Annotated in this window: 18 protein-coding genes; 1 reads left to right on the top strand and 17 read right to left on the bottom strand. The window is 61.1% G+C overall.

Annotated features, from left to right (window positions below; translation table 11 throughout):
- Window positions 1-270 precede the first annotated feature (270 nt).
- From ACIP1U_RS21815 to ACIP1U_RS21735, 17 genes are all read right to left on the bottom strand, one after another.
- Entirely contained in the window at window positions 271-1,626 is a 1,356-nt protein-coding gene (locus tag ACIP1U_RS21815; protein WP_400319217.1) for a capsule biosynthesis protein, read from the bottom strand.
- Window positions 1,627-1,764: 138 nt separating this feature from the next.
- Window positions 1,765-3,885, bottom strand: a complete 2,121-nt coding sequence (locus ACIP1U_RS21810; protein ID WP_400319215.1) for a capsular polysaccharide biosynthesis protein — start codon at window positions 3,883-3,885, stop codon at window positions 1,765-1,767.
- Window positions 3,869-4,831 (bottom strand): SIS domain-containing protein, encoded by a 963-nt coding sequence (locus ACIP1U_RS21805; RefSeq protein WP_400319213.1) that lies wholly within the window; start codon window positions 4,829-4,831, stop codon window positions 3,869-3,871. Before ACIP1U_RS21805 ends, ACIP1U_RS21810 begins: the two co-directional genes overlap by 17 nt.
- Before the next feature lie 78 nt (window positions 4,832-4,909).
- Window positions 4,910-6,199, bottom strand: coding sequence for a 3-deoxy-manno-octulosonate cytidylyltransferase (kdsB, locus tag ACIP1U_RS21800; RefSeq protein ID WP_400319210.1), 1,290 nt, complete (start codon window positions 6,197-6,199; stop codon window positions 4,910-4,912).
- Between the two features lie 13 nt (window positions 6,200-6,212).
- The gene (gene kdsA, locus ACIP1U_RS21795; protein ID WP_400319207.1) at window positions 6,213-7,046 is read right to left on the bottom strand and encodes a 3-deoxy-8-phosphooctulonate synthase; all 834 of its coding nucleotides are present in this window, start codon (window positions 7,044-7,046) and stop codon (window positions 6,213-6,215) included.
- 4 nt (window positions 7,047-7,050) lie between these two features.
- Window positions 7,051-7,662: an acyltransferase gene (locus ACIP1U_RS21790; RefSeq protein ID WP_400319274.1), complete on the bottom strand. Its 612-nt coding sequence runs from the start codon at window positions 7,660-7,662 to the stop codon at window positions 7,051-7,053.
- 9 nt (window positions 7,663-7,671) lie between these two features.
- Window positions 7,672-9,930, bottom strand: coding sequence for a glycosyltransferase (locus tag ACIP1U_RS21785; protein ID WP_400319204.1), 2,259 nt, complete (start codon window positions 9,928-9,930; stop codon window positions 7,672-7,674).
- Window positions 9,927-11,675, bottom strand: a complete 1,749-nt coding sequence (locus ACIP1U_RS21780) for an SLBB domain-containing protein (RefSeq protein WP_400319201.1) — start codon at window positions 11,673-11,675, stop codon at window positions 9,927-9,929. Before ACIP1U_RS21780 ends, ACIP1U_RS21785 begins: the two co-directional genes overlap by 4 nt.
- Before the next feature lie 2 nt (window positions 11,676-11,677).
- Complete coding sequence (locus ACIP1U_RS21775; RefSeq protein ID WP_400319198.1) at window positions 11,678-12,811, bottom strand: chain-length determining protein; 1,134 nt, start codon at window positions 12,809-12,811, stop codon at window positions 11,678-11,680.
- Window positions 12,808-13,470 carry an ABC transporter ATP-binding protein gene (locus tag ACIP1U_RS21770; RefSeq protein WP_400319196.1) on the bottom strand — a complete coding sequence of 221 codons (663 nt, stop codon included), beginning with the start codon at window positions 13,468-13,470 and terminating at the stop codon, window positions 12,808-12,810. Before ACIP1U_RS21770 ends, ACIP1U_RS21775 begins: the two co-directional genes overlap by 4 nt.
- Complete coding sequence (locus tag ACIP1U_RS21765; RefSeq protein WP_400319193.1) at window positions 13,467-14,258, bottom strand: ABC transporter permease; 792 nt, start codon at window positions 14,256-14,258, stop codon at window positions 13,467-13,469. Before ACIP1U_RS21765 ends, ACIP1U_RS21770 begins: the two co-directional genes overlap by 4 nt.
- 1,123 nt (window positions 14,259-15,381) lie before the next feature.
- Complete coding sequence (locus tag ACIP1U_RS21760; RefSeq protein WP_400319190.1) at window positions 15,382-16,464, bottom strand: MBL fold metallo-hydrolase; 1,083 nt, start codon at window positions 16,462-16,464, stop codon at window positions 15,382-15,384.
- Between the two features lie 168 nt (window positions 16,465-16,632).
- Window positions 16,633-18,030, bottom strand: coding sequence for an FAD-binding oxidoreductase (locus ACIP1U_RS21755; RefSeq protein WP_400319272.1), 1,398 nt, complete (start codon window positions 18,028-18,030; stop codon window positions 16,633-16,635).
- A 60-nt stretch (window positions 18,031-18,090) separates the two neighbouring features.
- Window positions 18,091-18,909: a 4-hydroxy-2-oxoheptanedioate aldolase gene (hpaI, locus tag ACIP1U_RS21750; protein WP_400319187.1), complete on the bottom strand. Its 819-nt coding sequence runs from the start codon at window positions 18,907-18,909 to the stop codon at window positions 18,091-18,093.
- A gap of 48 nt (window positions 18,910-18,957) precedes the next feature.
- Window positions 18,958-20,433 (bottom strand): NAD-dependent succinate-semialdehyde dehydrogenase, encoded by a 1,476-nt coding sequence (locus tag ACIP1U_RS21745; protein WP_400319185.1) that lies wholly within the window; start codon window positions 20,431-20,433, stop codon window positions 18,958-18,960.
- 35 nt (window positions 20,434-20,468) lie between these two features.
- On the bottom strand, window positions 20,469-21,992 hold the full coding sequence (locus ACIP1U_RS21740) for a UxaA family hydrolase (RefSeq protein WP_400319182.1): 1,524 nt from the start codon (window positions 21,990-21,992) through the stop codon (window positions 20,469-20,471).
- Between the two features lie 80 nt (window positions 21,993-22,072).
- The gene (locus ACIP1U_RS21735) at window positions 22,073-23,089 is read right to left on the bottom strand and encodes a tripartite tricarboxylate transporter substrate binding protein (RefSeq protein ID WP_400319180.1); all 1,017 of its coding nucleotides are present in this window, start codon (window positions 23,087-23,089) and stop codon (window positions 22,073-22,075) included.
- A gap of 143 nt (window positions 23,090-23,232) precedes the next feature.
- Here ACIP1U_RS21735 and ACIP1U_RS21730 point away from each other — a divergent pair, with 143 nt between their 5' ends.
- A complete protein-coding gene (locus ACIP1U_RS21730; RefSeq protein WP_400319177.1) occupies window positions 23,233-24,168 on the top strand; it encodes a LysR substrate-binding domain-containing protein in 936 nt (311 codons plus the stop codon).
- Window positions 24,169-24,174 lie beyond the last annotated feature (6 nt).

Genomic DNA, 24,174 nt, shown 5'->3' with positions numbered 1-24,174 from the left:
CGGACTAACATGTGGCAGCGTCCGGCTCGATTCAAAACCTAAATAACGGACAACTAGGCATATGCGGGTTTCCTCCTATTTGTATCAGCGTCCTATCGGCCGTTGAATAACCGATAGCCCGTGCCGGCTCGATAAAGGACTAGCATGCTGACCATCAGTCTTGTTTTGCTGTCTGTTGTTTCCCTGACCGTAGCCGTCATTGAATCCGCCGCTCAGGATTTGAACGATGAGCACATTTAAGCGAGGCGCCGTCTGGGCAAGCGAAACTGCCTAACCGAGCAGTGCGGCCAACACATTGACCGTGGCGGTGAAGTCCCATGCTCTCCCGCTATAGGCATCCGCTGTGATCAGCCCTACCGCAAAAAGCGCGCGGGCCAGCCGCGGCCGTTGCATACTCCAGCATTGCCGCTCCGGTACCGGCACCAGCATGTCATCGGCATAAAACGACGAATTGATCTGCGAGACACGGATCAGGTAATTCCGGAATCGCGTAAAGATATTCATGTCCACCGCGCCTGGATCATTCCAGAAGGCATCCAGCGGCCCCTGATACGTCAATCCAGGCTTGGCATAGAAGCAACGGCCGAGTGTAATCACCGGTACACGGTGAAACAAGGCTTGCAGTCCGGTGGTCGAGTTGACGGTCACCAGCCCCATGCAGCGATGCAGCAGCGATGGCAGGTGCGCGTCGTGAATATAATGAATGCGCCCGCTCGCGCCAAAACGCGCCGCGCACGCATCGATGGTCGCAGCGTAGTCCGTATGCCCGCGATCCATAGGGTGATGCTTGAACACGAGCAAGCTGTCGGCAGGCGCATGCTCCGCGAACGAGAAAATCGTCCACTCGATAAAGTCCTCGATACGCCGCCATGGGCTATGCACGCGGATCTGGCTGTCGTTGTAGACCTGCAGCGACGCCAGGAAAAAATGGGGATGCTCGCTTGCCAGTAACCGTTCGCGAAGATCTCGTTCCTGCCAGCGATAGACCTGCTTGCGGAATGCCGCCCGAATCCACCGGCCCAGTTCATGCAAGCCGATCGGTTTGTGATGCCGGTAATGCGGATAGCGGCGTGCGTCAGCCATACCGCTGGCGAAGTACCAGAACGAGTGCAGCGCCATCTTTCGGAATGAGTGCCGGAATTTGCGAGGCCTGGTCGGAACAGCCACCTTGGGGACGTCTCCCATCGTCAACGGTGCAAGCGGAGAATCCGCGTTGACGCCACCGCGCTCCAGCGTGATGTAGTCCGGCCGCACATAGCCCTCTTCAAACGCCCAGAAGGCGACGCCCAGCGCTTCCGCCACCCGGGCGGCAATGCGATGCTGACGGCGGCTGGTTCCGAATACGGCGATCGCATCGATACGACGCTGCGCCAGCAAGTCGCGCAGGAATGCCTCCCACAGCACCATCGGCCGCGTGAAGCGGACAACGTCGTCCGCACGGTAGAAGAAATCGTCGCCACCATTGAAATTGACTTTGGTGACCTGGCTGCCTTTCGCGACGAGCAGGTCGCGAAGGCGCGAGAAGAACGGCCCGTTCGGCCCCTGGAGAAGAAGGATGCGCCGATGCCTGGCAATCTGATCGATGCTCGCCTGCTCGGGCGCGACCGGCCCCGCAAGATCTTGCAAAGCGGTATCCCGACCGACCCTCGTCAGATTCGGTATGTCAATGCTTCCGGCTGCGTTCCTGAACGACAACATTTCCCCGACCCTCGCGCTGCGCTTGCTTTCCGCTGATATCTATTCTGATTCTTGCTCGGTGCTGCCCTATTGCTCAGGCGCAGGTACCGGTCGATGTTGTCCACCAAGATCGCCCCGGGCCTGAGCGTCGCCGCCCAAGCTTCTGCCCCGCCGCGTTTCCGCGCCTGCCGCCGCATCGCGCCAGCGGGTCCATGGCCTGAGCAGCGGCTGCATCCATCGATGCAACAAGCGTGCACCTGGCGTCGGCGACTCATTGCGCCACGACAACATATGGTCTACCGCCTGCTCGGCGGAGGCAAAGTTGTCCCGCGCATCGCGCAGGACATAGCGCGGATACAGGATCAGCGCTCCCGCCACGAGCATATCGAGCGAAAGCCGGCGGCGCCGGCGTGGCAGTTCGCACCTGTCGTCGGTCAGGCCCCAGCCGGCGTAGAACGGCGCCCCATGCGTCGTGACCGGCTTGCCACGCAACAGGGCCTCGAACCCGGCCAGGGACGTCAGCACGTGTACGCTGTCCACAGCGGCGATCAAACGATCCATGGGGCAATCCGACACCACTTCGTCGCAACGCCCTGCCAGTTCGGACTCGGCATCGCGGTCGCCACGCAAACCGGTCATGACATCCGGATGAGGCTTGTAGATGATGTAGGCATCCGGCGCTTCTGCGCGCACCGCTTCAAGCAGCGCCCGATTGGTGCGGATGCCGGGAGCTCCGAACCGGAGGGAAGCATCCGCTTCCACCTGACCCACGGCCAGGATGACATTGCCGAGCCCCGGCGGACGGCTCCAGTTGCCCGCGCCAACGTTGTACTTGGTCAGGCCAGCATTGACGATCGTCTCCCGGAGGCGTGCTGCGCGGGAAAGCGTCGCGGAATCAAACTCCGCATTCGCCAACAGCCGCTCCAGATCGGATTCCCTGGTCGCGTCATAGTAGATGCCGGTACGGTCGAACACCCATGACAGTGGACGGATCAACTGTGCACCCAATCCAACCGAACGCAGGAAGCCGTCCTCCACAGTAATCACGGATAGATCGGCGCGAGTCGAGGTGTCGATGCTGCGGCCCCAGCGCACAACGGTAGCGCTGTGCGGAACCGCGCGCAGATTCCGATGAAATACAACCTCGCTCCCCTGCAGGAAATCCCGCAAGATCGGGCGCTTCCAGCGCGAAAATCCGACCCCATGCAATTGCGTAGCGAACTGGTGGCGCATCCGGCGTTGCAACGCCAGATAGTCGATCGCATCTTCCGCCTCGCAGCGTTTGCCGGAATGCGGCATGACATAGCGCGTATACCGGACCAGAGCAGCAAACGCGAGTTGTTCCAGCGATACGGGATGACGCCTGGACGGCCCCGGCAGATCGTCGTTGGTCAGGCCCCAGCCAGCGTAGAACGGCATGCCGAAGGTATGAACGGTTTTGCCGTGAAGGAGCGCTTCGAAACCAACTTGCGAAGTGACAACAAACACCGCCCGCGCCTGACATATCAGCGGAACGACGTGTACGTCATCCTGCAGCCGCACCACGCGCGGATAGTTGCCCGCGTCGAGAATGCTGCCAAGATAGCCCCGCTTGCGCCCGAGTGCGACCTCGGGGTGCTCCTTGACGACGATCTGGCAGTCCGGATAGTTAAGCAGCGCGGACTCCAACATGCGCCGAAAGCTGTTGCCGTCAGCCTGGCCAAACCGGACAGAAGCATCATTGGCGGTCTGATCGATGACCAGGACGTACGGCTTCGCCGGCAATACACCAGGCGCGGGCGCATAGTTGTACTTGGACACGCCTGCAGCACGCCAACGCTCGATCAGACCTTGCGCCCTTTCCCGCTCCATTGGCATGAGGGGCATGGAAACCATGGCCTCAAGCCGGGATGGCTCTGATGCATCGTAGTAGATGCCGAGGTCATCCACGACCAGCGAGCAAGTCTGGGACGACGCCCCCGGATGCAGCGATCGCAGGAATCCATCTTCCAGGCACAGGAAACGCCTGATGCCGCGTGAGCGCGCGAACACTTGCGCCTTGCGTGCGGTCGGGCGCCTCCCCCAGGCAGCGATGCCCGAGAGCGGCGCACCTGCGCCCTGCAAGGGATGCACCGCAATCACCTCTTCCCCAAGAAAGGCAGAAAGGTGTTCAATGCGGCGAATGCCGTGGGAAAGAATGCCGATGGCACCCTCAGACGGAAGGTTCATCGGTCCCTAGATCATGAATCTGCAGGATGCCGACTACGCGCCCCGAATCGTCCTTGACTACCAGTGCACCAATCCGCGCAGCATGGATCCGCGCTTCCGCATCGGCAAAGCGCTCATCGGGCGAGGCCTGCTTCGGATCGGTCGACATGATTTGTTTGGCGAGGATTGCCTTGTAGTCCCCATCCGAATCGAAAGCCCGGCGGACATCCCCGTCCGTGATGACGCCATGGAGTGCATCGCCCTCCATCACCAGTGCCATGCCAAGACGGCCTCGGTTGATGACATGTACGACATCGCGGAAAGATGCACCCGGCCTGCAAATCGGCAGATTTTCCTTGTGCATCACGTCGGCAACGCGAGTCAGCAGCCGCCGGCCGAGGCTTCCACCGGGGTGGAAACGCGCGAAGTCCTCCGGCTGGAAATCACGGTTCACGGAAAGCACCACGGCGAGGGCATCTCCCATGACCAGCGTTGCAGTCGTCGAACTGGTGGGCGCCAGGTTGTTGCTGCAGGCTTCCCGCTCGACCGAGATATCCAGCACAACGTCGCTGTGCTTGGCCAACGTTGAGTTGACCTTCCCGGTCATCGCGATCACCGGGTTCTGCTGATGCTTCAGGAACGGCAGAATACGGATCAGCTCTTCCGTTTCTCCACTGTTGGAAATCATCAGCACCACATCAATGGGCTTGATCATGCCCAGGTCACCATGGAATGCCTCGCCCGGGTGCACCGAAAATGCCGGCGTCCCAGTCGATGCCATGGTGGCAGCGATCTTCTTCCCGATCAGTCCCGACTTGCCCATGCCGACGACAACCACCCGGCCGCGGGCACTCAAGATAATGTCGATCGCCTTTTCGAAGCCGGCGTCGATACGGCTCGACATGCGATCCAGCGCCTGCATTTCCGCGGCAACGACGTTGCGTGCCAATGTAACGACCCCAGTCATTTCTCTCATTCCCTGCTTGATTCTTCTCTTGCTTCTGCTTGTTTCTTCTTGGTTCTACTTCTCAGCTGCGCCGGACAACTATTGAGCGACGCCAGACATCACCGTGGCAAAGCCCTCGGCTGTACCAAAAACCTGCGCCTTCCCTTGTGCAAGCAGGATGCCATCAGCCAGTTCACGTAAGGCACCCTCTCCTCCACGGGTCGACAGCACGCCCGTGGCGCGCGCCTTCACATAACTGGCCGCATCCGCAACCGCGTACGACAGACCGCATGCTGCAAATGCAGGCAAATCGATGCTGTCGTCGCCGATACACACGGTTTGCTCAGGTGTTACCTTCGCCTGGGCCATTAACATGCGGCAAGCGGCGAACTTGTCCTTGACACCAAACTGGAAGAGCGTCACGCCGAGGTCAGCCACACGCTTGCGCAAGGTTTCCGAGTCGCGACCGGACAGGACTGCCACGCGCACGCCGTTTTCTTCCAGCAGACGGATACCAAGTCCGTCGCGCACATGGAAGCGCTTCAGGCACTCACCGGTGGCGTCGTAGTAGATGCCGCCGTCGGTCAGCACGCCGTCCACGTCGGTGATCACAAGGCGTACGTCAGCCAGCGAGGGCGGCAACTCCGGCTGTTTGCCGGCCATCAACGCACGCACGCGAGCAAGGCACTCCGGCGTATCCACGCCCGGGCCGGTAGGGGCAACCTCAAACGCACGGATTCGCATGCCGGCCGCCAGCAATCGCAATTGCTCGAGCTTCTCTGCCTGCTCGACCATCGGTTGGGGCAAAGCTGCGTACGCCGCCAGTACCTCGCGGCGATAGGCATATACGCCAACGTGCTTGAGGTATGTGGCCGCCTCGGCGTCCCGCGGGTACGGGATAGGAGACCGACTGAAATACAGCGCATCGCCATTCGATGCCAGGACAACTTTCACCGTATTCGGGTTGAGCGCCTCGTCCCCGTCAATGTGGTGACAGAGCGTACCAACCTGTACGGACGCGTCCTTGCACATGCCGGCGGCGAGCTTGGCAATGTCCTCCGGCCGAACCAGCGGCTCATCACCCTGGAGATTGATGTAGATATCCGCAGGCACATGCGCCATCACTTCCGCGAGACGATCCGTGCCAGACGGATGGTCAGGCGAGGTCATGACACATTGGCCACCAAAGCCTTTCACCACCTCTGCCACACGGGCATCGTCGGTGGCTACCAGTACGGCATGAACACCCTCCACCTGGCACGCACGTTCGTAGACGTGCTGAACCATGGGCTTGCCCAGGATGTCGGCAAGCGGCTTGCCCGGCAGGCGGGTTGATCCATAGCGTGCCGGAATTACGATGGCGACTCGATCCTTTTCCCCGTTCAACACGAGTTCAGCTCCGTCAATCGATGTTCAAAGGGGGCAGCGACTTCACCAGATCGTCGATCGCCTTCACTTGTGCAAGGAACGGCTCCAGTTTGTCGAGCGGCAAGGCGCTGGGCCCATCGCACTTGGCATTGGCCGGATCAGGATGCGCTTCCAGGAACAGACCTGCCAAACCGCCGGCCATACCCGACCGCGCAAGTTCCACAACCTGCTGTCGGCGGCCACCCGATGCGGCTCCACCGGGATCACGCTGTTGAAGGGCGTGGGTCACGTCGAAGATGATCGGCATATCGTTGGTGACCTTTTTCATCACGCCAAAGCCAAGCATGTCGACGACGAGGTTGTCGTAGCCAAAGCAGGTGCCACGGTCGCACAGGATCAGCTGATCGTTGCCTGCTTCCTTGAACTTCTCGACGATGTTCACGACCTGCGTGGGGCTCAGGAATTGCGGCTTTTTGATGTTCACCGGCTTGCCGGTTTTGGCAAGGGCGACAACGAGATCTGTTTGGCGGGCCAGGAAGGCTGGCAGTTGCACTACGTCTACTACTTCTGCAACTGGCTGGGCCTGCCATGGCTCGTGGACGTCCGTGATCACCGGGACACCGAACGCGGCCTTCACCGCTTCAAAAATCCTCATCCCCTCTTCGAGGCCTGGGCCGCGGTAGGAATGAATGGAGGAGCGGTTGGCTTTGTCGAAGCTGGCCTTGAATACGTACGGAACGCCAAGCTTCTGGGTAACACGAACGTATTCCTCGCATGAACGAAGTGCGAGGTCGCGTGACTCCAGGACATTGACTCCACCGAACAATACGAACGGCAGATTGTTAGCAATAGAAGTGTGCTTCAGCAATTTATTATCCCAACAACGGGCGCTTCCAATTAATACCAGAGCGAAGTTTTCGAGCCGGCGCTCCACCTAAGATCACCCCCGATTCATCAAACTCGCTTGTAACGACGGAACGAATGGACACGACGCTGTCACGGGCAATATGAGCCCCTTTTAGTATAGTGGCATGAGCACCAATCCACACATGATCATCAATCAAAATATTTGCTGCCTGGTTGATCCGCTTTCCAGTTTCAGCATCGACTATCGCATGGGAGTCTGTACTTCTAATCTCGAGGTTCCATGCAAGCATACAATCTCGGCCGATGATAATAGAGGTCCCCTCACCACAAATGAAATTACAACCGCCTATCGTAGTATGATCGCCAATTTTCAGAGAATTATTATCTACCAGCTTCATGATGATTGAAGCAGTTACTCGACAGCCTTCTCCAATTTCAACAATATTGCCATTACTCAGCAATTGCATTTTGACGTTAACAAGCGACGTGCCAGCCGATACTTTCACCTTGTTCCCGCTCCCGGAAATAATGATTTCGCTGTTTATGCACTTGCCAATATCGGCAAGATCGACAACGTTATCGCTACCGATATTTTTGACATTCACCCCTTCGACCATATACACCCTTTACTTAACTGCGACTCGATTTCCAATAGCCCTAAACAAAGGATGCCTCGAATCCCTAAGGAACATTACCGGATTATTTGTCAACTTCTTCATTTTCCGCCGCCACGATGGAAGTTGATTTGCCGGTCGGCGACCCACGTCCGCTTGGATGCTCTGCGGCATTTGTGGTGGCGCAGATACCACCACCTTGGCGGGAGCCTCCTTTACAAGCTTTGCAGGAGCAGCCTTAACCGACGCTTCCTTTGGCACATTAACAACTGTGGCTGCCGCACGATACCGATCGAACAATATGGACTCCGAAGACACCTCAACTGTATCCCGAAGTTCTCGTTTCAACTCTTTCTTTCCCGGATACCGGAGCTCATAAAAATCAATTTCAGTTGTGGCAGTCATAAAGGAACCGTCATGCCACTTGACTTTTCTCGCTTTAAATCGCCCGAACGAATAAAAATCATTAATAAGGTAACTTATAAACCTTATTGCTTTCTCGTAATCAGGTTTGAATTCATTTAGGGCTCTAACAACATCGCTTTCGTTCAACACCTGCCGAGCAAAGCTGGGGTTGCTGTAAAAAGCGTCCCCACAATGTAGAACCGGTTTTCCAAACATGATACCCAGCACGCCCACACCGGAATTAACTGCGATCATGCCGTCGCAAAGTTCCAGTAGATCTTTGGTATTGCATTGATCAACATTGATTGCCCCCGGAATATCAATTACATCCACCTCCAGCGGGTGTTGTTTGACAAGCAGGACCCAATCTTGCCTTAGGGCATAGGGCAATCGTGCGAGCAGACGCATAAAATTTTCATATGTCTCCATTGGGCCCATAAAATTCTCAATTACGGTATCCGTGGGACGCTGGAGGAACGCAACAAGAACCTTTTTACCACGCGAAATCTTTAGTTTTTTTCGAAGAACTGCCGCACCTTGGCGCGGTGATTGAGCCTCGAGGGACTCGTCGTCAGTCATGGCGCGTTGCATATATTGCAACGTGGCTGTCCTCTTACCATTTTTCAGTTCGTGATCCCATTTCTCTGTCGCATAGCTCACGCTATCCGCATTGAATCCGTGTGGATCAAAGAAAACAGAGTCAGGAAGCGCTCCGCGCTCAACAACAATAAATGGGAACCCATTCTCACGCACAGCATCATATAGAGCCTTCAATCTCTCGTTAGCATATGGGTTATGAAATACAACGCGACTAAACCCGGAGCTCCGAAGAAACTCGATAAAGGTATCAGACGGCAAATAATCTTCATCGATATGGACAATTTCACCCAAAAACGGTGCTGCCCACCTATTTGTCACCCATGGGTTACTCCGCAGCACCAATGACTTCCCGCTGCCGAGCATTGGAAGCGGATCGGGCTCAATCCCTTTATCGCGAAAATCCCCAAGCTTCCTTTCGAACAGTTGCCGATTCTTTGCCTTTGCAGCCATGTAGTCGCTTTTTGGCTCAACAGGATGCCACGCGTGAAATAGGACCATTCCCTTCTGAAATGTCATATCCCCGAAAAGTCGATAAATGCTTTTCCAGCCTTTATATTCGGTAATAGTTTGAAAGTTTCTATAATCCAGTGTAAATTCCGAAGGCAACGGAAATTTCTTTCGGCGACGAATCGCGCGACAAGCGTATTCCAAATCCTCATAGCCCCAGCCATTGAACTCCGGATCGTTACCACCCGTCGCCAGGAAATAGTCCCGCCTCCAAACTGTCACCGACGTCCCAGTGGAAAATTTTTCGATAGCCGTTTTGTTATTCTGCAGCAATAGCTGTATATATTTTTGACGCCGAAGTTCGGGCTCCGTATCACGGAACTCCTTGGTGGCAGACTCCGTCAGGTAAATTACACCGAACATCAAGAAATTATCAACCGAATCATCGAGACCATTAATGATTGCCTCGCGTAGAACATCGCGAAAGAAGCCTGTGTATGGCATCAAATCTACATCTTGGAACATGATGTAGTCAGAGAGGCCACATTGAGCAGCAGCATTCCTCGCCCGCCCAATCGAAAAGGGAAGATGCTCCGTTTGCAGTCGATAGTAGCTGTACCCATACCGCGCGCATTCCGATGCAAGGCGCCCCGCCAAGTCTAGCGGCGAACCATCGTCCACGACTAAAATCTCGACCTCCTCCGGCAAATCAGTATCCATCCTGGCGAAACTAAGCCGATCAAGCAGATCGGATCGTTCACTCGCCCAACGAACGGGAATTGCAACTGTGAGTTTCTTATCAATGGTGTTGTTTTTCATAGCCCCAGGACGACCTTTGCACTAATAGCAATCTGATAAAGAATCTGGAAAACATCCTTCGCAAACTGACGCGTTTTGAAGTCGACCTTAGGCAACACCATGATCTCGTCACCTGCTCGTACCGCGTCATCCTTCTTACCATCCGAGAAGCTGCCATCCCGATGCGCGATAATCACGCGCGACGTGTCGGCATTTTGTGAGAAGCCACCGGCCTGCTGAATGAACTCATCCAGATCCATGCTCTTGTCATAGGCAACGGCGTTGGGAAAGAGCACCTCGCCGCTGACCAGTACAAGACCATCCTTCACTGGCACGCGAAGAATGTCGCCATTTTCAAGAAGCAGACCGTTGCGAGCCTCGGATTTCGCAATCAATGTCTGGCCGGTGGGCTCAATCTTCTTTGCGCGCTCCACCCACTGCAGCATCAGTGCGGCTTCCTCCTTGCGCAACTGAGCTTCCTCCGCCGTCCCAGAGCGAGCGGTCAATACGCTGGACTCCAGGGTCTTCAGCGTGGCACCGAGCAATGCCTTCTGTCGTGCCTTCACACTCTGGCGGAACAGCTGGATGCTTTCGGAATCCGATTCCGGCGTGAACTGGACCTGACTGAGCAACTGGCCCATGCGCGTGCCATAAGGAAGAACAAATTCCTGAGGACCGGTGTGTTCGCCTTCAACGCGAACGGTGATAGTCCCCGGCCGCTTGTCAGCCGTGAATTCGATCTCGTCGCCATCCCGCAGGTCGATCTGGTTGCCTTGCGAGATGGGGAAATACTCGACGTTCCGGACAGTTCCGGTATTGCGCACCACCCGCACGTTGGTGGCTTCAGGCAGCGGCTTGGCCAGGCGGACGAGCTGGTCGAGGCGGGCCTGGTCGCCCATGAACTCGAATCGCTTCGCGTTTTCTGCCAGACCGCTGACTTTCACGGTCTTCTTGCGGGACTCGACGAAAATGACGTCGCCGTTATTCAGCTGACGCGAGGTCAGATCGCCTTTCAGCAGGAAGTCATAAAGGTTCACGACTTCCAGCGTCTGGTTGCCACGCTTGATCGCGACATCCAGGAACGAGCCCCGATCCGGATCGATACCTCCGGCCTGGTCGAGATAGCGCAGGACGCTGTCACTCGACGTGCCGTCGTACATGCCGGGCCGGCGAACAGCGCCGGTCACATACACGCGCACCGGTTGGGCTGCCAGCAGGCTGGCATAGATCGACACCTTGCTGGCAAACACCCGGCGAAGCGCATTGCTGATTGCAGTCTGCAGGTTGCCGCTGGTGATGCCCTGCACGCGGAACGGGCCGATCTCGGGCAACAGGATGGTGCCGCCGGCGTCTACGGTCAGCACCGTGTCGACGTTGTAGCCATTCCAGATCCTCAGCTGAATCCGGTCACCGACGGAAATCACATGGCTGGGATTGAAGATGGATGCGCTGTCGCGGCTGAACGCGCCGGTGAAGAGCTGCGCGCCGAAGGCGTCGCTCGCCATGTTGGCGGTGTAGTCGTTGTTCTGCGGAGCGCTCTCTGGCAGAGGCGTTTCGGCTCGAGCGGGGACCATGGGCACGGCAGCAGCGCCCGTGCTGAACGTGGTGCCAGCAGGTGACGCGCCGCCCTGCGCTGCAATGACCGCATAATCCATTTGCCCGATAGCAGGCGACTGCACCATGCGCGTTCCGGCCTGCGCAAGCGCACTATTGACGGCCGCGAGTCCGGCGGCGGCCACTGCAAGGGTGATGATTCTTCTAAGCATTTCTAGTCCCTGTGGTCGCGGATGATGGCGCTCATCAGTTGCACGACGCCAGCAAGCATCAACGTCATCAGGACAAACACCACGATGTTGTAAATGCGCCTGGGTTGAAGCGGATATTCCGGGATCGTCGGGCTTTGCACGACGGCCACGTTCTTGAGTTTTCGCGTCGCCTCGATGCGCGCTTTCTCCAGCGCGCCGATGGCGGTCTTGTAGATATCGAATGCGAATTCCGCCGCGGCCTGCAGGCGGTCGTGCTCTTCCACGACGCGGTTCAGGCCACGGCCTTTTGTGGAGACCATCCGGCCGCGCTGTTCTGCCATCTGGCGCTCGACTGCCGCGATCTGTGCGTCGATCTGCTGGATTGCCGGGGACTGGGGCGTAAAGACGTTCTTGAGGGAATTCCGCTTGACATGCAATTCGGCAAGGGTCGCCTCTGCGTTTGCCACCACGGTCGACAGGCTCTCCACTTCACCACGCGGCGATACCAGGCCGTTGGCGTTCTGGTAGGCAACCAGCGCCTGGCGGGCCGCCTTCAGGCGTTCGCCCTGGTCGTGCACCTGTTTCTCGATATAGACCACCTGCTCGCTGGCGATGCGGTGCGTCATCTCGTTCATGAAGCGTTCGCCGTCGCGTACCAGTTCGGTACTGATGGCGAGGGCCATTTCCGACGTGTACGCCTGGACTTTGATAACCAAAACGCGGGCGAAGTCATCGTATTCGACGCTCACGCGTTTCAGGTAGTAATCATGAAAACGCTCAAGCGATGCATCCTCGAACCAAAGCCGGGACAACGCGTCCCGGCCGCTGTCCGCGTAGTGCTTGCGCAGGCCAAGGCGCTCGTCCAGCTTCTTGAGCATGTCTGCCGAGAGCAGGTATTCCCGCAGCAGCAACAAGTCCTGTGGCGCGGTATTGCCGACCAGCAGCGAGGTGAAGTCGGTCGCACTGGCACCCACGCCGTCGCTGCGTTCGATGACAACGCGGGCTTCCGACACGTAGAGGTCGGAGGCAATCACGCTCCAGTACACAACGGCAACAAGGCAGGCGGCAATAGCCACCTGCCAGATACGGTTCAGGCTGTTCATGCGTGTCAGGCGGCCAATCTGCCCTGCGGCGCCCGACGTGATCGTCTTCATCATGCTGTGATGCTTTCCCTGTACTCGCGCAGGGCCTCCTCGACGGAATCGAACCAATGCGCGCGGCCCTGATGCAGCCAGACCGCCGCCTGGCAAAAGTTTTTCAGTGTGGATTCGCTGTGCGAGACCATCACCAAGCCTGCGCGGCCAGCGAGGTCTTCAAAGGCTTTCTGGGACTTGCGCTTGAACGCTGCATCACCGACCGCTGTCAGTTCGTCCACCAGGTAGGTATCGAAATCAAAGGCAAGCGACATGGCGAAAGCCAGGCGTGATCGCATTCCGGAGGAATAGGTCTTTACCGGCTCATCGAAGGCGTCGTTCAGTTCAGAGAACTCGCGCACGAACTCGAGCTTGTCGGCAAGGCCCTCGCTGATGCCATGGATGCGGCAAACGAACTTGGTGTTCTGCCGGCCACTGAGCGAGCCCTGGAACCCGCCTGACAGCCCGAGCGGCCAGGAGACCCTGCAGTTGCGCTCGATGCGCCCGCTATTGGGCTGATCGATCCCACCGACAAGCCGCAACAACGTGGACTTGCCTGCGCCGTTCGCGCCAATCAGCGCCACGCGGCTCTTGGGCGGGATACACAGAGAAACGCCCTTCAGCACCCACTTGGAGCCATGAGCGGTGCGATAGCGCTTGTGCACATCGGTGATCTCGATCATTGCGCTGTCAGCCTGGTTGCGTATCGCATATGCAGGGCCAGGCCGAGGAATACCGTGACCAGTGCCCAGAAGGCCAGGAATCCGAGGCTGATATGTGCTTCGCCGCGGTAAGAAGCGAACCAGGCGCTGCGCATGGCTTCGAGCCCGTGCGTGATCGGGTTCACCAGCACGGCATTGCGCATGCCCAGCGGCAGGCTGGACACCGAATACATGACGGCGGACAGGAAGTAGAGCGGCGTGAAAGCGATCTTGATGAGCTTGCCCAGCCCAGGCAGGAGCGTGCCGATCACAGAAAGCATCAGACCGAGACCGAGCCCGAAGGCCCACAGAAGAAACGCCGACCACATGACGAGCAGTGGGTCGGCCGGTCGTACGTCGATGTCGAGCAGTGCAAGCGCGGCCAGCAGCACGGCGCCTACGATGACGTAGAGAAATGCTTCGACTGCGGCACGAACCAGTACGGTATCGACCGGCTGTACTTGCCGGTAAGAGAACAACGCCTGGTTCGCAGCGATGGCTTCCATGCCGCGTTGGGCAATGTTCCGGACCAGGAAGAATCCCCACACGCCGACAAGGATGAAGACTTCAATGTTTGCGTCTTGCCTCACCTGGTGCCGGATCACGCCAAAGACCACCATCAGGAAGACGATGTGCGCCGCGGGTTCGAGAAGGATCCAGAGCCAGGCCGCACGCCCTCCCGCCAGGCGACCAGTGGCCTCGCGCAAGAAAAGCGCTTTCCAGACGGAAACCGCGACTGAGACGTCCGACCGGACGGAGGTCCGGCTCATCGCTTGAGGTCGCTCAGGACAAGGGCACTCAAGCCGCAAGCTTCGAGATCAGGTGCACCAGCACACACTCCGACGCCGGGCGTTGTGGCGACTGCGGTCGGCCGATAAAGCCTCTTGGACGAAGTCTGCGGCGCTGCCGTCCAGCGTTGTGCCGGGGTAGTGCGAGGCTGGCGCCCCACTAATGACCTGCAGGTCGCGATCATGCTGCCGGCGACCGCTTCCCGATTTGCTCCACGCATTATTCGTTTGTGTTTTTTGCTGACCCGATGGCGCTCTTTTTTGCGCTACCACTTTTGCAGCGGGCAATAATACGGGTTGGTCGCAGCGGCGGCTACATCTTGTCACAATTTGGCACACCTGCCCTTGAAGGGGACGGCATCAAATTGAATCAATTTAGATGCATTTCGGTTCACCCCACGCAACTTAGGTGGCGTTCCAGCACCACCGAAATCCGCTCTGGTCATGGGTTCCCCGGCTCGCCGCCTTCATTTTTATGCATTGCGAAATAGGAAAGATCTGATTCTTACTAAGGAATTTCGATAATTAATCAATCCACTGATAATTAACAAAATCATCAAGGAAAAAATTGAATGAATAAATATCAAATCAAATTGATCCGGCGCAAAAAAAATTATATGTGCAAGGCATCCGGCCTAAACGCTGAGAACAAAAAGGCTGATGGAACCCGGATCGAAGGCTTGGGGGAACCCTCTTGTGCACTGGGCTGTGCATCATCTGTACGAAATCGCACTACGCAGACTTCTCAAAATTTGTCACCGAGAAGTAAGTAGAAACCCCCAGCCTATTTCAGCAGATGCATAGAACAGGCGCCCGCTTTGCGGACCTTGCATCGCAGGCGGGTTGAGGGAGCCTGGGCATGCCGCGACTTTCTGGTGGCAGTGTCCTCTGCAACCCGCGGAACCCTTAAGAGCCAGCCTGCGGATACGGAACTTTCTGAATTCGTCCCCCGCGTGGAAGACAGTCCTATCGACTCGATCCGCGAAAAAAATGGCGGCAAACATCTGCCGCCATCCAGTAGACAATTGCGTGCTCAGAGGGCTGATGGTCGTTGTACGTCAGCAACACCATCGGGGCACAACACCCCGCCCGCACCCGCCACCGACTATCGCAACCGATACCAATAGCCCCCGTCCGCAGCCAGTTCCCGCACTGCGTCGCCACGATGTAGCAGGTAGTTCAGATGCGCAATGCTCTCCCCCGTCGCCATCCCCAACAACCCACCCGCCCCCGTGATCGGACGTGAAAACAGCTCGCCGAACACATCCACCGCCCGCTTCGGCTCCACCAGGGCGCCACGCAGCCGGTCCAGCGCCTGCATCTGGCTCGCCCGCAGATAGTCAATCCGGGCGTGCAGCCCGCGGAACGGCTCGTTGTGGGCCGGCAGCACCAGCACATCGTCTGGCACTGCCGCCTTGACCTTGTCCAGCGACGCCAGCCAGTCCTCCATGGGATCGGCGTCGGGTTCAGTCGGAAACACTGACACATTGGACGAGATCCGGGGCAGGACCTGGTCGCCGGAGACGAGCAGCTTCAGTGACGGGCAATAGAGGCAGGCATGCTCAGGCGAATGGCCGGTGCCGACGACGACCTTCCAGTCATGGTCGCCGATGCGGATAGTGGCGCCGTCTTCCATCCGCCTGAAGCTTTCCGGCAAGGCGTGGACAAATTTGCCAAAGCCGCCGAAGCGGGTTCGGTAGACCTCGATGGCGTCGTCGTCCCAGCCGGCGCGGCGGTAGAACTCGATGGCGTCGTCGGGCGCGGCGCGTCCGGTATCGGCGGCCAGCACGCGGCACATCAGGTACTCCATCCGGGTCATCCACAGCTGGCAGCCAAATTTGCGCCTGAGCCAGCCGGCCATGCCGATATGGTCGGGATGCATGTGGGTGACGAAAAGCCGTGTCAGGCCGTCGGACAGCGCGCCGCCGTCGCCGAACAGCGTGCGCCAGGCCTGCGCCGTTTCAGGCGTCTGCAAGCCGGAATCGACTGCCGCCCACCCTGCACCGTCGCGGATCGCCCACAAGTTGATATGGTTCAGTCCGAGCGGCATTGGCATGCGCAGCCAGAGCACGCCGGGGACGATCTCGCTGGCGCGGCCGGGCTCGGGCGCGTCGCCGCAGGGATAGTCCAGTTCGGGCTTCTTGAGGGGAGTGGGGACAGCGGCGGTATCGGTGGCGGGGGCGCTCATATAGGTCTCGGCGGGGGGCCGGGCGTGTGCCGGAGGCCGGCATGCGCCTGTTCCGGCGTTCTGGATACCCCTCACCTTAGCCGAGACGGCGGATTCTTGCCATGGTGGCCGTGCGCGGCTCCCCGGCCGTTGGCCTGACGCTTGCCAGAATCTCCCGATAGTGCCAACTCAGGGCGCCGGCAGCACCTTCCCCGGATTCAGCAGATTCATCGGATCCAGCGCCCGCTTGACCTGCCACATCAGTTCCAGCTCGACCTGCGACTTGTACCGCACCAGATCGTCTCGCTTTGCCACCCCGATGCCGTGCTCGGCCGACACCGAGCCGTTCCCTGCATAAGCCAGGCCATCCACCAGCGTCGACACCGGCTCATACCACTGGCCCAGGAAATCCTTTGCTGCCTGGTCCCGGGGCCGCAGCGGGTTGAAGTGGACATTGCCGTCGCCCATGTGGCCGTAGATCACCATGCGCGCGTCTGGCACCAGCTCCAGCACCCTGGCCGAAGCCTCTTCGACAAACGCCGCGATACGCGACAGCGGCACCGAGACGTCGCACTTGATACTGCCGCCGGTGCGCGTCTGCGCATCGGAAATCTCTTCGCGGATGCGCCAGAAGGTCTGCACGTCCGCCAGGCTGGCGGCGACGGCGGCATCCAGCACCAGTCCCTGGCCAAAGCCCGACTCCAGGATTTCCATCAGCGTGGCATTGAGGCTTTCGGCATCGGTGCCGGAAGTCAGTTCGATCAGCACCATCCAGTCGTGGCGGTCCTGCAGCGGCGCCGCGACGTTGCCGAGGTATTCCAGCACCAGTTCCAGCGCGGGCCGCGAGATCAGCTCGAAGGCGCTGACGGCCTGGCCGGAGAGTCGCTTGGCTTCGCCGAGCAGCGCCACCGCGGCGGCCGGGTCCTTAACCGCGACCAGGGCCACGGCGGTGCTGCGCGGCTGCGGCATCAGCTTGAGCACGGCACCGGTGATGATGCCGAGCGTGCCTTCGGCGCCGATAAACAGTTGCTTGAGGTCGTAGCCGGTGTTGTCCTTGCGCAGGCCGCGCAGCGACGAAAAGATGCGACCGTCGGGCAGCACCGCTTCGATGCCGAGCACGAGGTCGCGCATATTGCCGTAGCGCAGCACCGCGGTGCCGCCGGCATTGGTCGACAGGTTGCCGCCGATCTGGCACGAGCCTTCGGAGCCGATGCGCAACGGGAACAGGCGCCCTTCCCCTTCGGCCGCGCCGCGTGCGGCGCTCAGCGTGACGCCGGCCTGCACGGTCATCGTGTCGTTGATGGTGTCGACCTCCAGCACGCGGTTCATGCGGCTCAGGTTGACGACCACTGCAGTACCGCTGTCGTCGGGCACGGCCCCGCCCATCAGCGAGGTATTGCCGCCCTGCGGCACCACCGGCACGCGGTTCGCATGGCACCACTGCAGCACCTGGCTGACCTGTTCGGTGGAGGACGGCAGCACTACCACCTGCGCCTGGCCGCGGTAGATGCCGCGGTAGTCGGTGACGTAGGCCTGGGTGTCGGCTTCGCCGGTGCGGCAGGCGTTGGCGCCGACAATGGCTTCCATCGCGCGCAGCGTGGATTCGTGAGTCTTGGGGACGGCTTGCATAGTTTGTCCTGGTGCGGGTCAGTACGCGGCAGAAGGCTTGGTGTCGGCGGCAACTGCGGCAGCGTCGGCCACTTGCTCGCGGAACGATGCGGCCAGCTTGCGTGCGGCGTTGGCATAGATCAGCACATCGACGCCAGTGGCCACGAAGGTGCAGCCCAGTTCGAGATAGCGGCGCGCCAGTGCGGGATCGGAGGTCAGCGTGCCGGCGGCCTTGCCGCTGGCGATGATGGTGCGCATCGCGCCTTCGATCGCGGCCTGCACTTCGGGATGGCCTGGGCGGCCGCGATGGCCCATCGATGCGGCCAGGTCGGCGGGGCCGATAAAGACGCCGTCGACGCCGTCCACCGCGCAGATGGCTTCCAGGTTCTGCAGCGCGGTGACGGTCTCGGCCTGCACCAGCAGGCAGACTTCGTCATCGGCCACGTCGAGGTAATCGGTGCGCGAACTCCAGCGCGAGGCCCGTGCCACGGCGCTGCCCACGCCGCGGATACCTTGCGGCGGGTAGCGCGTGGCGCTGACGAGCGCGCGCGCTTGCTCCGCGGTGTCGATCATCGGCACCAACAGGGTCTTGGCGCCGATATCGAGCAGTTGCTTGATCAGTGCCACGTCGCCGGACACAGCGCGCACCACCGGCTGCGACGGGTATGCACCTACCGCTTGCAATGCCTGCAACGTGGTCTGCAGGTCGTTGGGCGCGTGCTCGCCGTCGATCAGCAGCCAGTCGAAACCGGCGGTGGCCGAGACCTCGGCCAGGTACGGCGTGGCCATCGACAGCCACAGGCCGATCTGCGGCTGGCGCGCGGCCAGCGCGCTCTTGAAGGGGTTGTCTGCGGGCATGTGGATGCTTCCTGTTCGATCTGGCCGATCTGGCGTTTACGCGGCGCTTCAGCCGAGCTGGCCCTGGCAAAGGTACTTGGTGTGCATGTAGTCGTCCAGGCCGTGGCGCGAGCCTTCGCGGCCGTAGCCGGATTCCTTGACGCCGCCGAACGGCGCCGCCTCGGCGGCGATCGCGCCTTCGTTGATGCCGACCATGCCGGTTTCCAGGGCCTGCGCCACGCGCCAGATGCGGCGGATATCGTTGGAGTAGAAATACGCGGCCAGCCCGAACGGTGTGTCGTTGGCGTCGCGGATGACCTCCGCTTCGTCGCGAAAGCGGAAGATCGGCGCGACCGGGCCGAAAGTCTCTTCGCACGACAACTCCATCGCCGTCGTGGCATCGACCAGCACGGTCGGCGCGTAGTAATGCGGGCCGTCGTCGGGGCGCACGCGCTTGCCGCCGGCGACCACACGCGCGCCGCGGGCGACGGCGTCTTCGACGTGGCGGGCGATCTTGTCGACGGCGCGCGCATTGATCATCGGGCCGATCTGCGCGGCGTCTTCCGTCGCGGGGCCGACATGGAGCGCGCCGACGCGTTGCGCCAGCCGCTCGACAAAGTCGTCATGGACCGCCTCATGGACATAGACGCGGTTCGGGCAGACGCAGGTCTGGCCGCCGTTGCGGAACTTGGACGCCATCAGTCCATCGACCGCGGCATCCAGGTCGGCGTCTTCGAACACGATGAACGGGGCGTTGCCGCCCAGCTCCAGCGACAGCTTCTTCAGCGTGGCGGCGGATTCGCGCGCCAGGTGTTTGCCCACCGGCGTGGAGCCGGTGAAGGTGACCTTGCGCACGCGGCTGTCGACCAGCCAGGCATCGACCACGCCGGGCGTATGCTCGCGCGAGGCGGTGACCATGTTGAGCACGCCTGCCGGAATGCCTGCCTGCTGTGCCAGCCATGCCAGCGCCAGCGCCGTCAGCGGCGTGTCTTCGGCGGGCTTGGCCACCACGGTGCAGCCGGCGGCAAGCGCGGGAGCGATCTTGCGGGCGATCATCGCCAGCGGGAAATTCCACGGCGTGATCGCCGCTACCACGCCTACCGGTTCCTTGAGGACCAGCAGCTTGCGGCCCGGCACCGCCTCAGCAACGATGTCGCCGCAGATGCGGGTCGCTTCCTCGGCGAACCATTCGACGTAGGAGGCGCCGTACTGCACCTCGCCGCGCGCTTCCTTGAGGGGCTTGCCTTGCTCGGTGGAGATGATGCGCGCCAGGTCTTCCTGGTGCTGCAGGATCAGTGCGTACCAGCGCTTGATCAGTTGCGCACGCTCGCGCGCGGTGCGCCGGCTCCAGCCCGGGAACGCGGCGGCCGCGGCATCCACCGCCAGGCGCGCATCGCCGGCATCGCTGTCAGGCACGCAGGCAAAGGCCTCGCCGGTGGCTGGATCGGATACGAACAGGCGACCGCCCAGGCCGGCATCGCGCCACTGGTCGTCAATCAGGTTCTGGGTGCGCAGCAGCGCGGGCTCGGCAAGGTTCAGGGCCATCGGAAGTCAAGAAAAAATGGTGAAACAGCCGGCAATCAGCTGACGATGCCGAGGTGCCAGGGTACGAACTCGTTGTCGCCCAGGCCCAGCATTTCGCTCTTGGTCGGCTCGCCGGAAGCGGCGCGCAGGATATGTCGGAAGATATGCTCGCCCATCTCTGGCACGGTCAGTTCGCCGTCGAGCACGAGGCCGCAGTTGATGTCCATGTCTTCTTCCAGCCGCTGGTACATGGCGGAGTTGGATGCGAGCTTGATCGTCGGGGCGGGCTTGGAGCCGAACATCGAGCCGCGGCCGGTGGTGAAGCAGATCAGGTTGGCGCCGCTGGCGATCTGGCCGGTCACGGCGACCGGGTCATAGCCGGGCGAGTCCATGAAGACAAAGCCGGCCTCGTCGATCGGCTCGGCGTACTCGTACACCGCCTGCAGCGGCGTGGTGCCACCCTTCATCGCCGAGCCCAGCGACTTCTCGAAGATGTTGGCCAGGCCGCCCTGCTGGTTGCCGTGGCCGACCACGCCGTTGAACTGCGCATTGTGGCCGGCGGTGTAGCGCTCCCACCAGGCCAGCCGGTCGAGCAGCTTCTGCCCGACTTCCGGCGAGACGGCGCGGCGCGTCAGCATGAATTCAACGCCGTGGATCTCCGGCGTCTCCGACAGGATGGCGGTGCCGCCGTGGCGCACCAGGAGGTCCATGGCGGCGCCCAACGCGGGGTTGGCGCTGATACCCGAGAAGCCGTCCGAGCCGCCGCACTCCAGGCCGATCTTGAGATGGCTGGCCGGCACCTGCTGGCGCACCGCGGCATTGGCCGCAGGCAGCATCGCCTCCACCGCGCGGATACCCGCCGCGATCGTGGCGCGCGTGCCGCCGGTGTCCTGCATCACCAGCGTATGCACCGCGGGTCCGGGCTCGAGGCCCTGCGATTCGACCAGCGATGCGACCTGGTTGCGCTCGCAGCCCAGCCCGACGATCAGCACGCCGGCCAGGTTGGGATGGCGCGCATAGCCAGCCAGCGTGCGCCGCAGCACATCGAAATGCTCGCTCGGCGACGACATGCCGCAGCCGCTGGTCTGCGCAAAGGCGACCACGCCATCGACATTCGGATAGGCTGCCAGCCGTTCCGGCGTGAAATGCGCGGCAATCTGCCGGATCACCGTCGACGAGCAATTGACCGAAGACAGGATGCCGATGAAATTGCGCGTGCCGACGCGGCCATCGGCACGCACGAAGCCGTTGAACGTGGCGCGCTGCGCCTCGGGCACGTAGTCGACCGGGCGCACGTCCTGGCAGAACGCCGGGTCGCGATAGAAATCGACCAGCGTCAGGTTGTGCGAATGCACGTGCTCGCCGGGCACGATATCGCGCGCGGCCACGCCGATCACGGTATCGAACTTGCGCACCGGCGTGCCCGCCGCAATGGCGCAGGCCGCGATCTTGTGGCCGGCCGGCACCTGCGCGCGCACGCGCACCGCGGGTTCGGCAAGCTGCTGGCCCAGCGACAGTTCATGCCGGGCGACCAGCACGTTGTCGTTGGCGTGCAGGCGGATGACGGGATTGGGCTTCACTTGTGATTCGCTTGGTTGGACGGCTGGTGGGGCGACAGGTGTTGCGACAGATGGTGCGACTGCGCTCGATGCGACTGCGCTCAGCTTTGCTGCAGCAGTTCCTTGAGCTTCAGCCGCTTGATCAGGTCGGTTTCCTGCGCATAGACGCTGGCCACGTACTTCTTGTAGTCGGGGCCGTCCAGGTACATCAGCGGCGCATCCAGCCGTGCCGCCACCTGCTTGAATTCATTGCTTGCCACCGCGGCACGGAACGCATCGCGCAGCGTCTTCTCCACCGCGGGCGGCAGGCCCTTGGGCGCGCCGATGCCATTGGGCGCTTCCACCACCACGTTGTAGCCAAGTTCCTTCAGCGTGGGCGTGTCGTTGAAGCGCGATGCGCGCTGCTCGCCCCAGGTCGCCAGCAGGCGCAGCTTGCCGGCTTCCACATGCGGCGCCCACGAGCTGGAATCGGCCAGCAGTTCCACCTGGCCCGCCAGCACGTCCTGCAGCGCGGCGGCACCGCCCTTGTAGGCGATCGCGTTGAACTGCACGCCGGCTGCCAGCGCGAACTGCTCCATGCCGACATGGGTCGCGCCGCCGATGCCGGCGTGCGCATAGGTGATCTTGCCGGGGTTCGCCTTGGCCGCCGCGACCACGTCCTGCAGCGTCTTGTAGCGCGAGTTGGTTGGCACGGCGATGCCGAAGGTCTGGCCCGACGTGCGTGCCAGGTAGGTCAGCTCGGTGCGCGGGTCCAGCTGCAGCATGCCGAGCTGGGCAAAGCGCGTGACCGAGATCGGGATCTGGCCGATGGTGTAGCCGTCCGGCGTGGCGCGCGCCAGCGCTTTCGTGCCGATCATGCCGGAAGCGCCGGCGCGGTTTTCCACCACGATCGACTGCTTGAGAATGCCGCTGGCCACCTGGCACAGCGCGCGCATCGACTGGTCCGCCGTGCCGCCCACCGGCCACGGGCAGATAAAGGTGATGGGACGCTCGGGATACGCGGAGGCCAACGCACGCGAGCTCGGCAGCAACACGCCGGCAGCACCGGCAACAACGCCGGCGGCAGCGCCGATGAGCAGGTTGCGGCGCTTCAGGTCGATGGGGAGTCCTTGGGTCATTTGCGGGTGTCTCCGTGTTTTGATTATGGGCGACCGGTGCGTGGCCGGCTTCGTCATGCCAGGCATTTTGTGGCCGTCTAACATAACAATCCAATCAAAAACTGACATTGCTTCATAACGTTTTCGTTAGGTAGACTGCGGGCATGGTCAAGATCGATCGCGCGCTGCGCTCCAATATCAAGCTGCGCCATCTGCAACTGCTGGTGGCGCTGGACGAATTCCGCCACCTCGGGCGTACCGCGGAATTCCTGTCGGTGAGCCAGCCCGCGGTGTCACGGGTGCTGACCGAAGTCGAGAAGATGCTGGGACTGACGCTGTTTACGCGTTCGACGCGCGGCACCGAGCCCACGCCCGCCGGCGAATCGCTGGTGCGCTTCGCGCGCTCGGTGCTGGCACAGTACGAGCAGACCCGCGACGAGATCGCGGCGGTGCAGAGCGGCGCGTCTGGGCGCGTGCAGGTGGGCTCGATGGGCGCCACCTTGTCTGTGCTGCTGGCGCGCGCGGTGGGCCTGCTCAAGGAGCGCCATGCGCGTGCCACCGTGCTGGTGGAAGAAGGCGACCTGACGCACCTGCTGCCCAAGCTGCGCCTGCGCGAACTGGACCTGATCGTCGGCCGGCTGGAGCCAGGCTATGCGGCGCCGGACCTGGTGACAGAGGCCTTGTATGAAGAGCCGATGGTGGTGGTAGTCAAACGCGGCCACAAGCTCGCGCGCAAGACGCGGCCGGGGTGGGCCGACCTGGCCGCGATGCCGTGCGTGCTGCCGCCGCCGTGGGCTTCGCTGCGGGTAAAGATCGAACAGGCGTTCTACCGCTACGGGCTGCATCCGCCGCAGGACGTGATCGAGACGTCGTCCTACCTGGCGCTGGCAACCTTCGTCGGCCAGCGCGGCGCGGCCGGATTCATGGCGCAATCGGTGGCGCGTGCGATGCAGGCAGAAGGCAGGTTGCAGGTGCTGTCGATGGAGGTGCCGGTGGAACTTCCGCCGGTCGGCATCATCACGCTGCGCGAACGCACGCCTTCGCTCAGCGCGGAGCAGATGCTCGGCTGCCTGCGCGAGGCCGCCGGGGAAGGCGCCTAGCCGCGC

Origin of the sequence: Cupriavidus sp. NPDC089707 (assembly GCF_044748965.1) — a bacterium.
In the GTDB taxonomy this organism is placed as follows: Bacteria; Pseudomonadota; Gammaproteobacteria; order Burkholderiales; family Burkholderiaceae; genus Cupriavidus.
The sequence above is the reverse complement of the archived record's forward strand: the minus strand, read 5'-3'. Positions and strand labels throughout refer to the sequence as shown.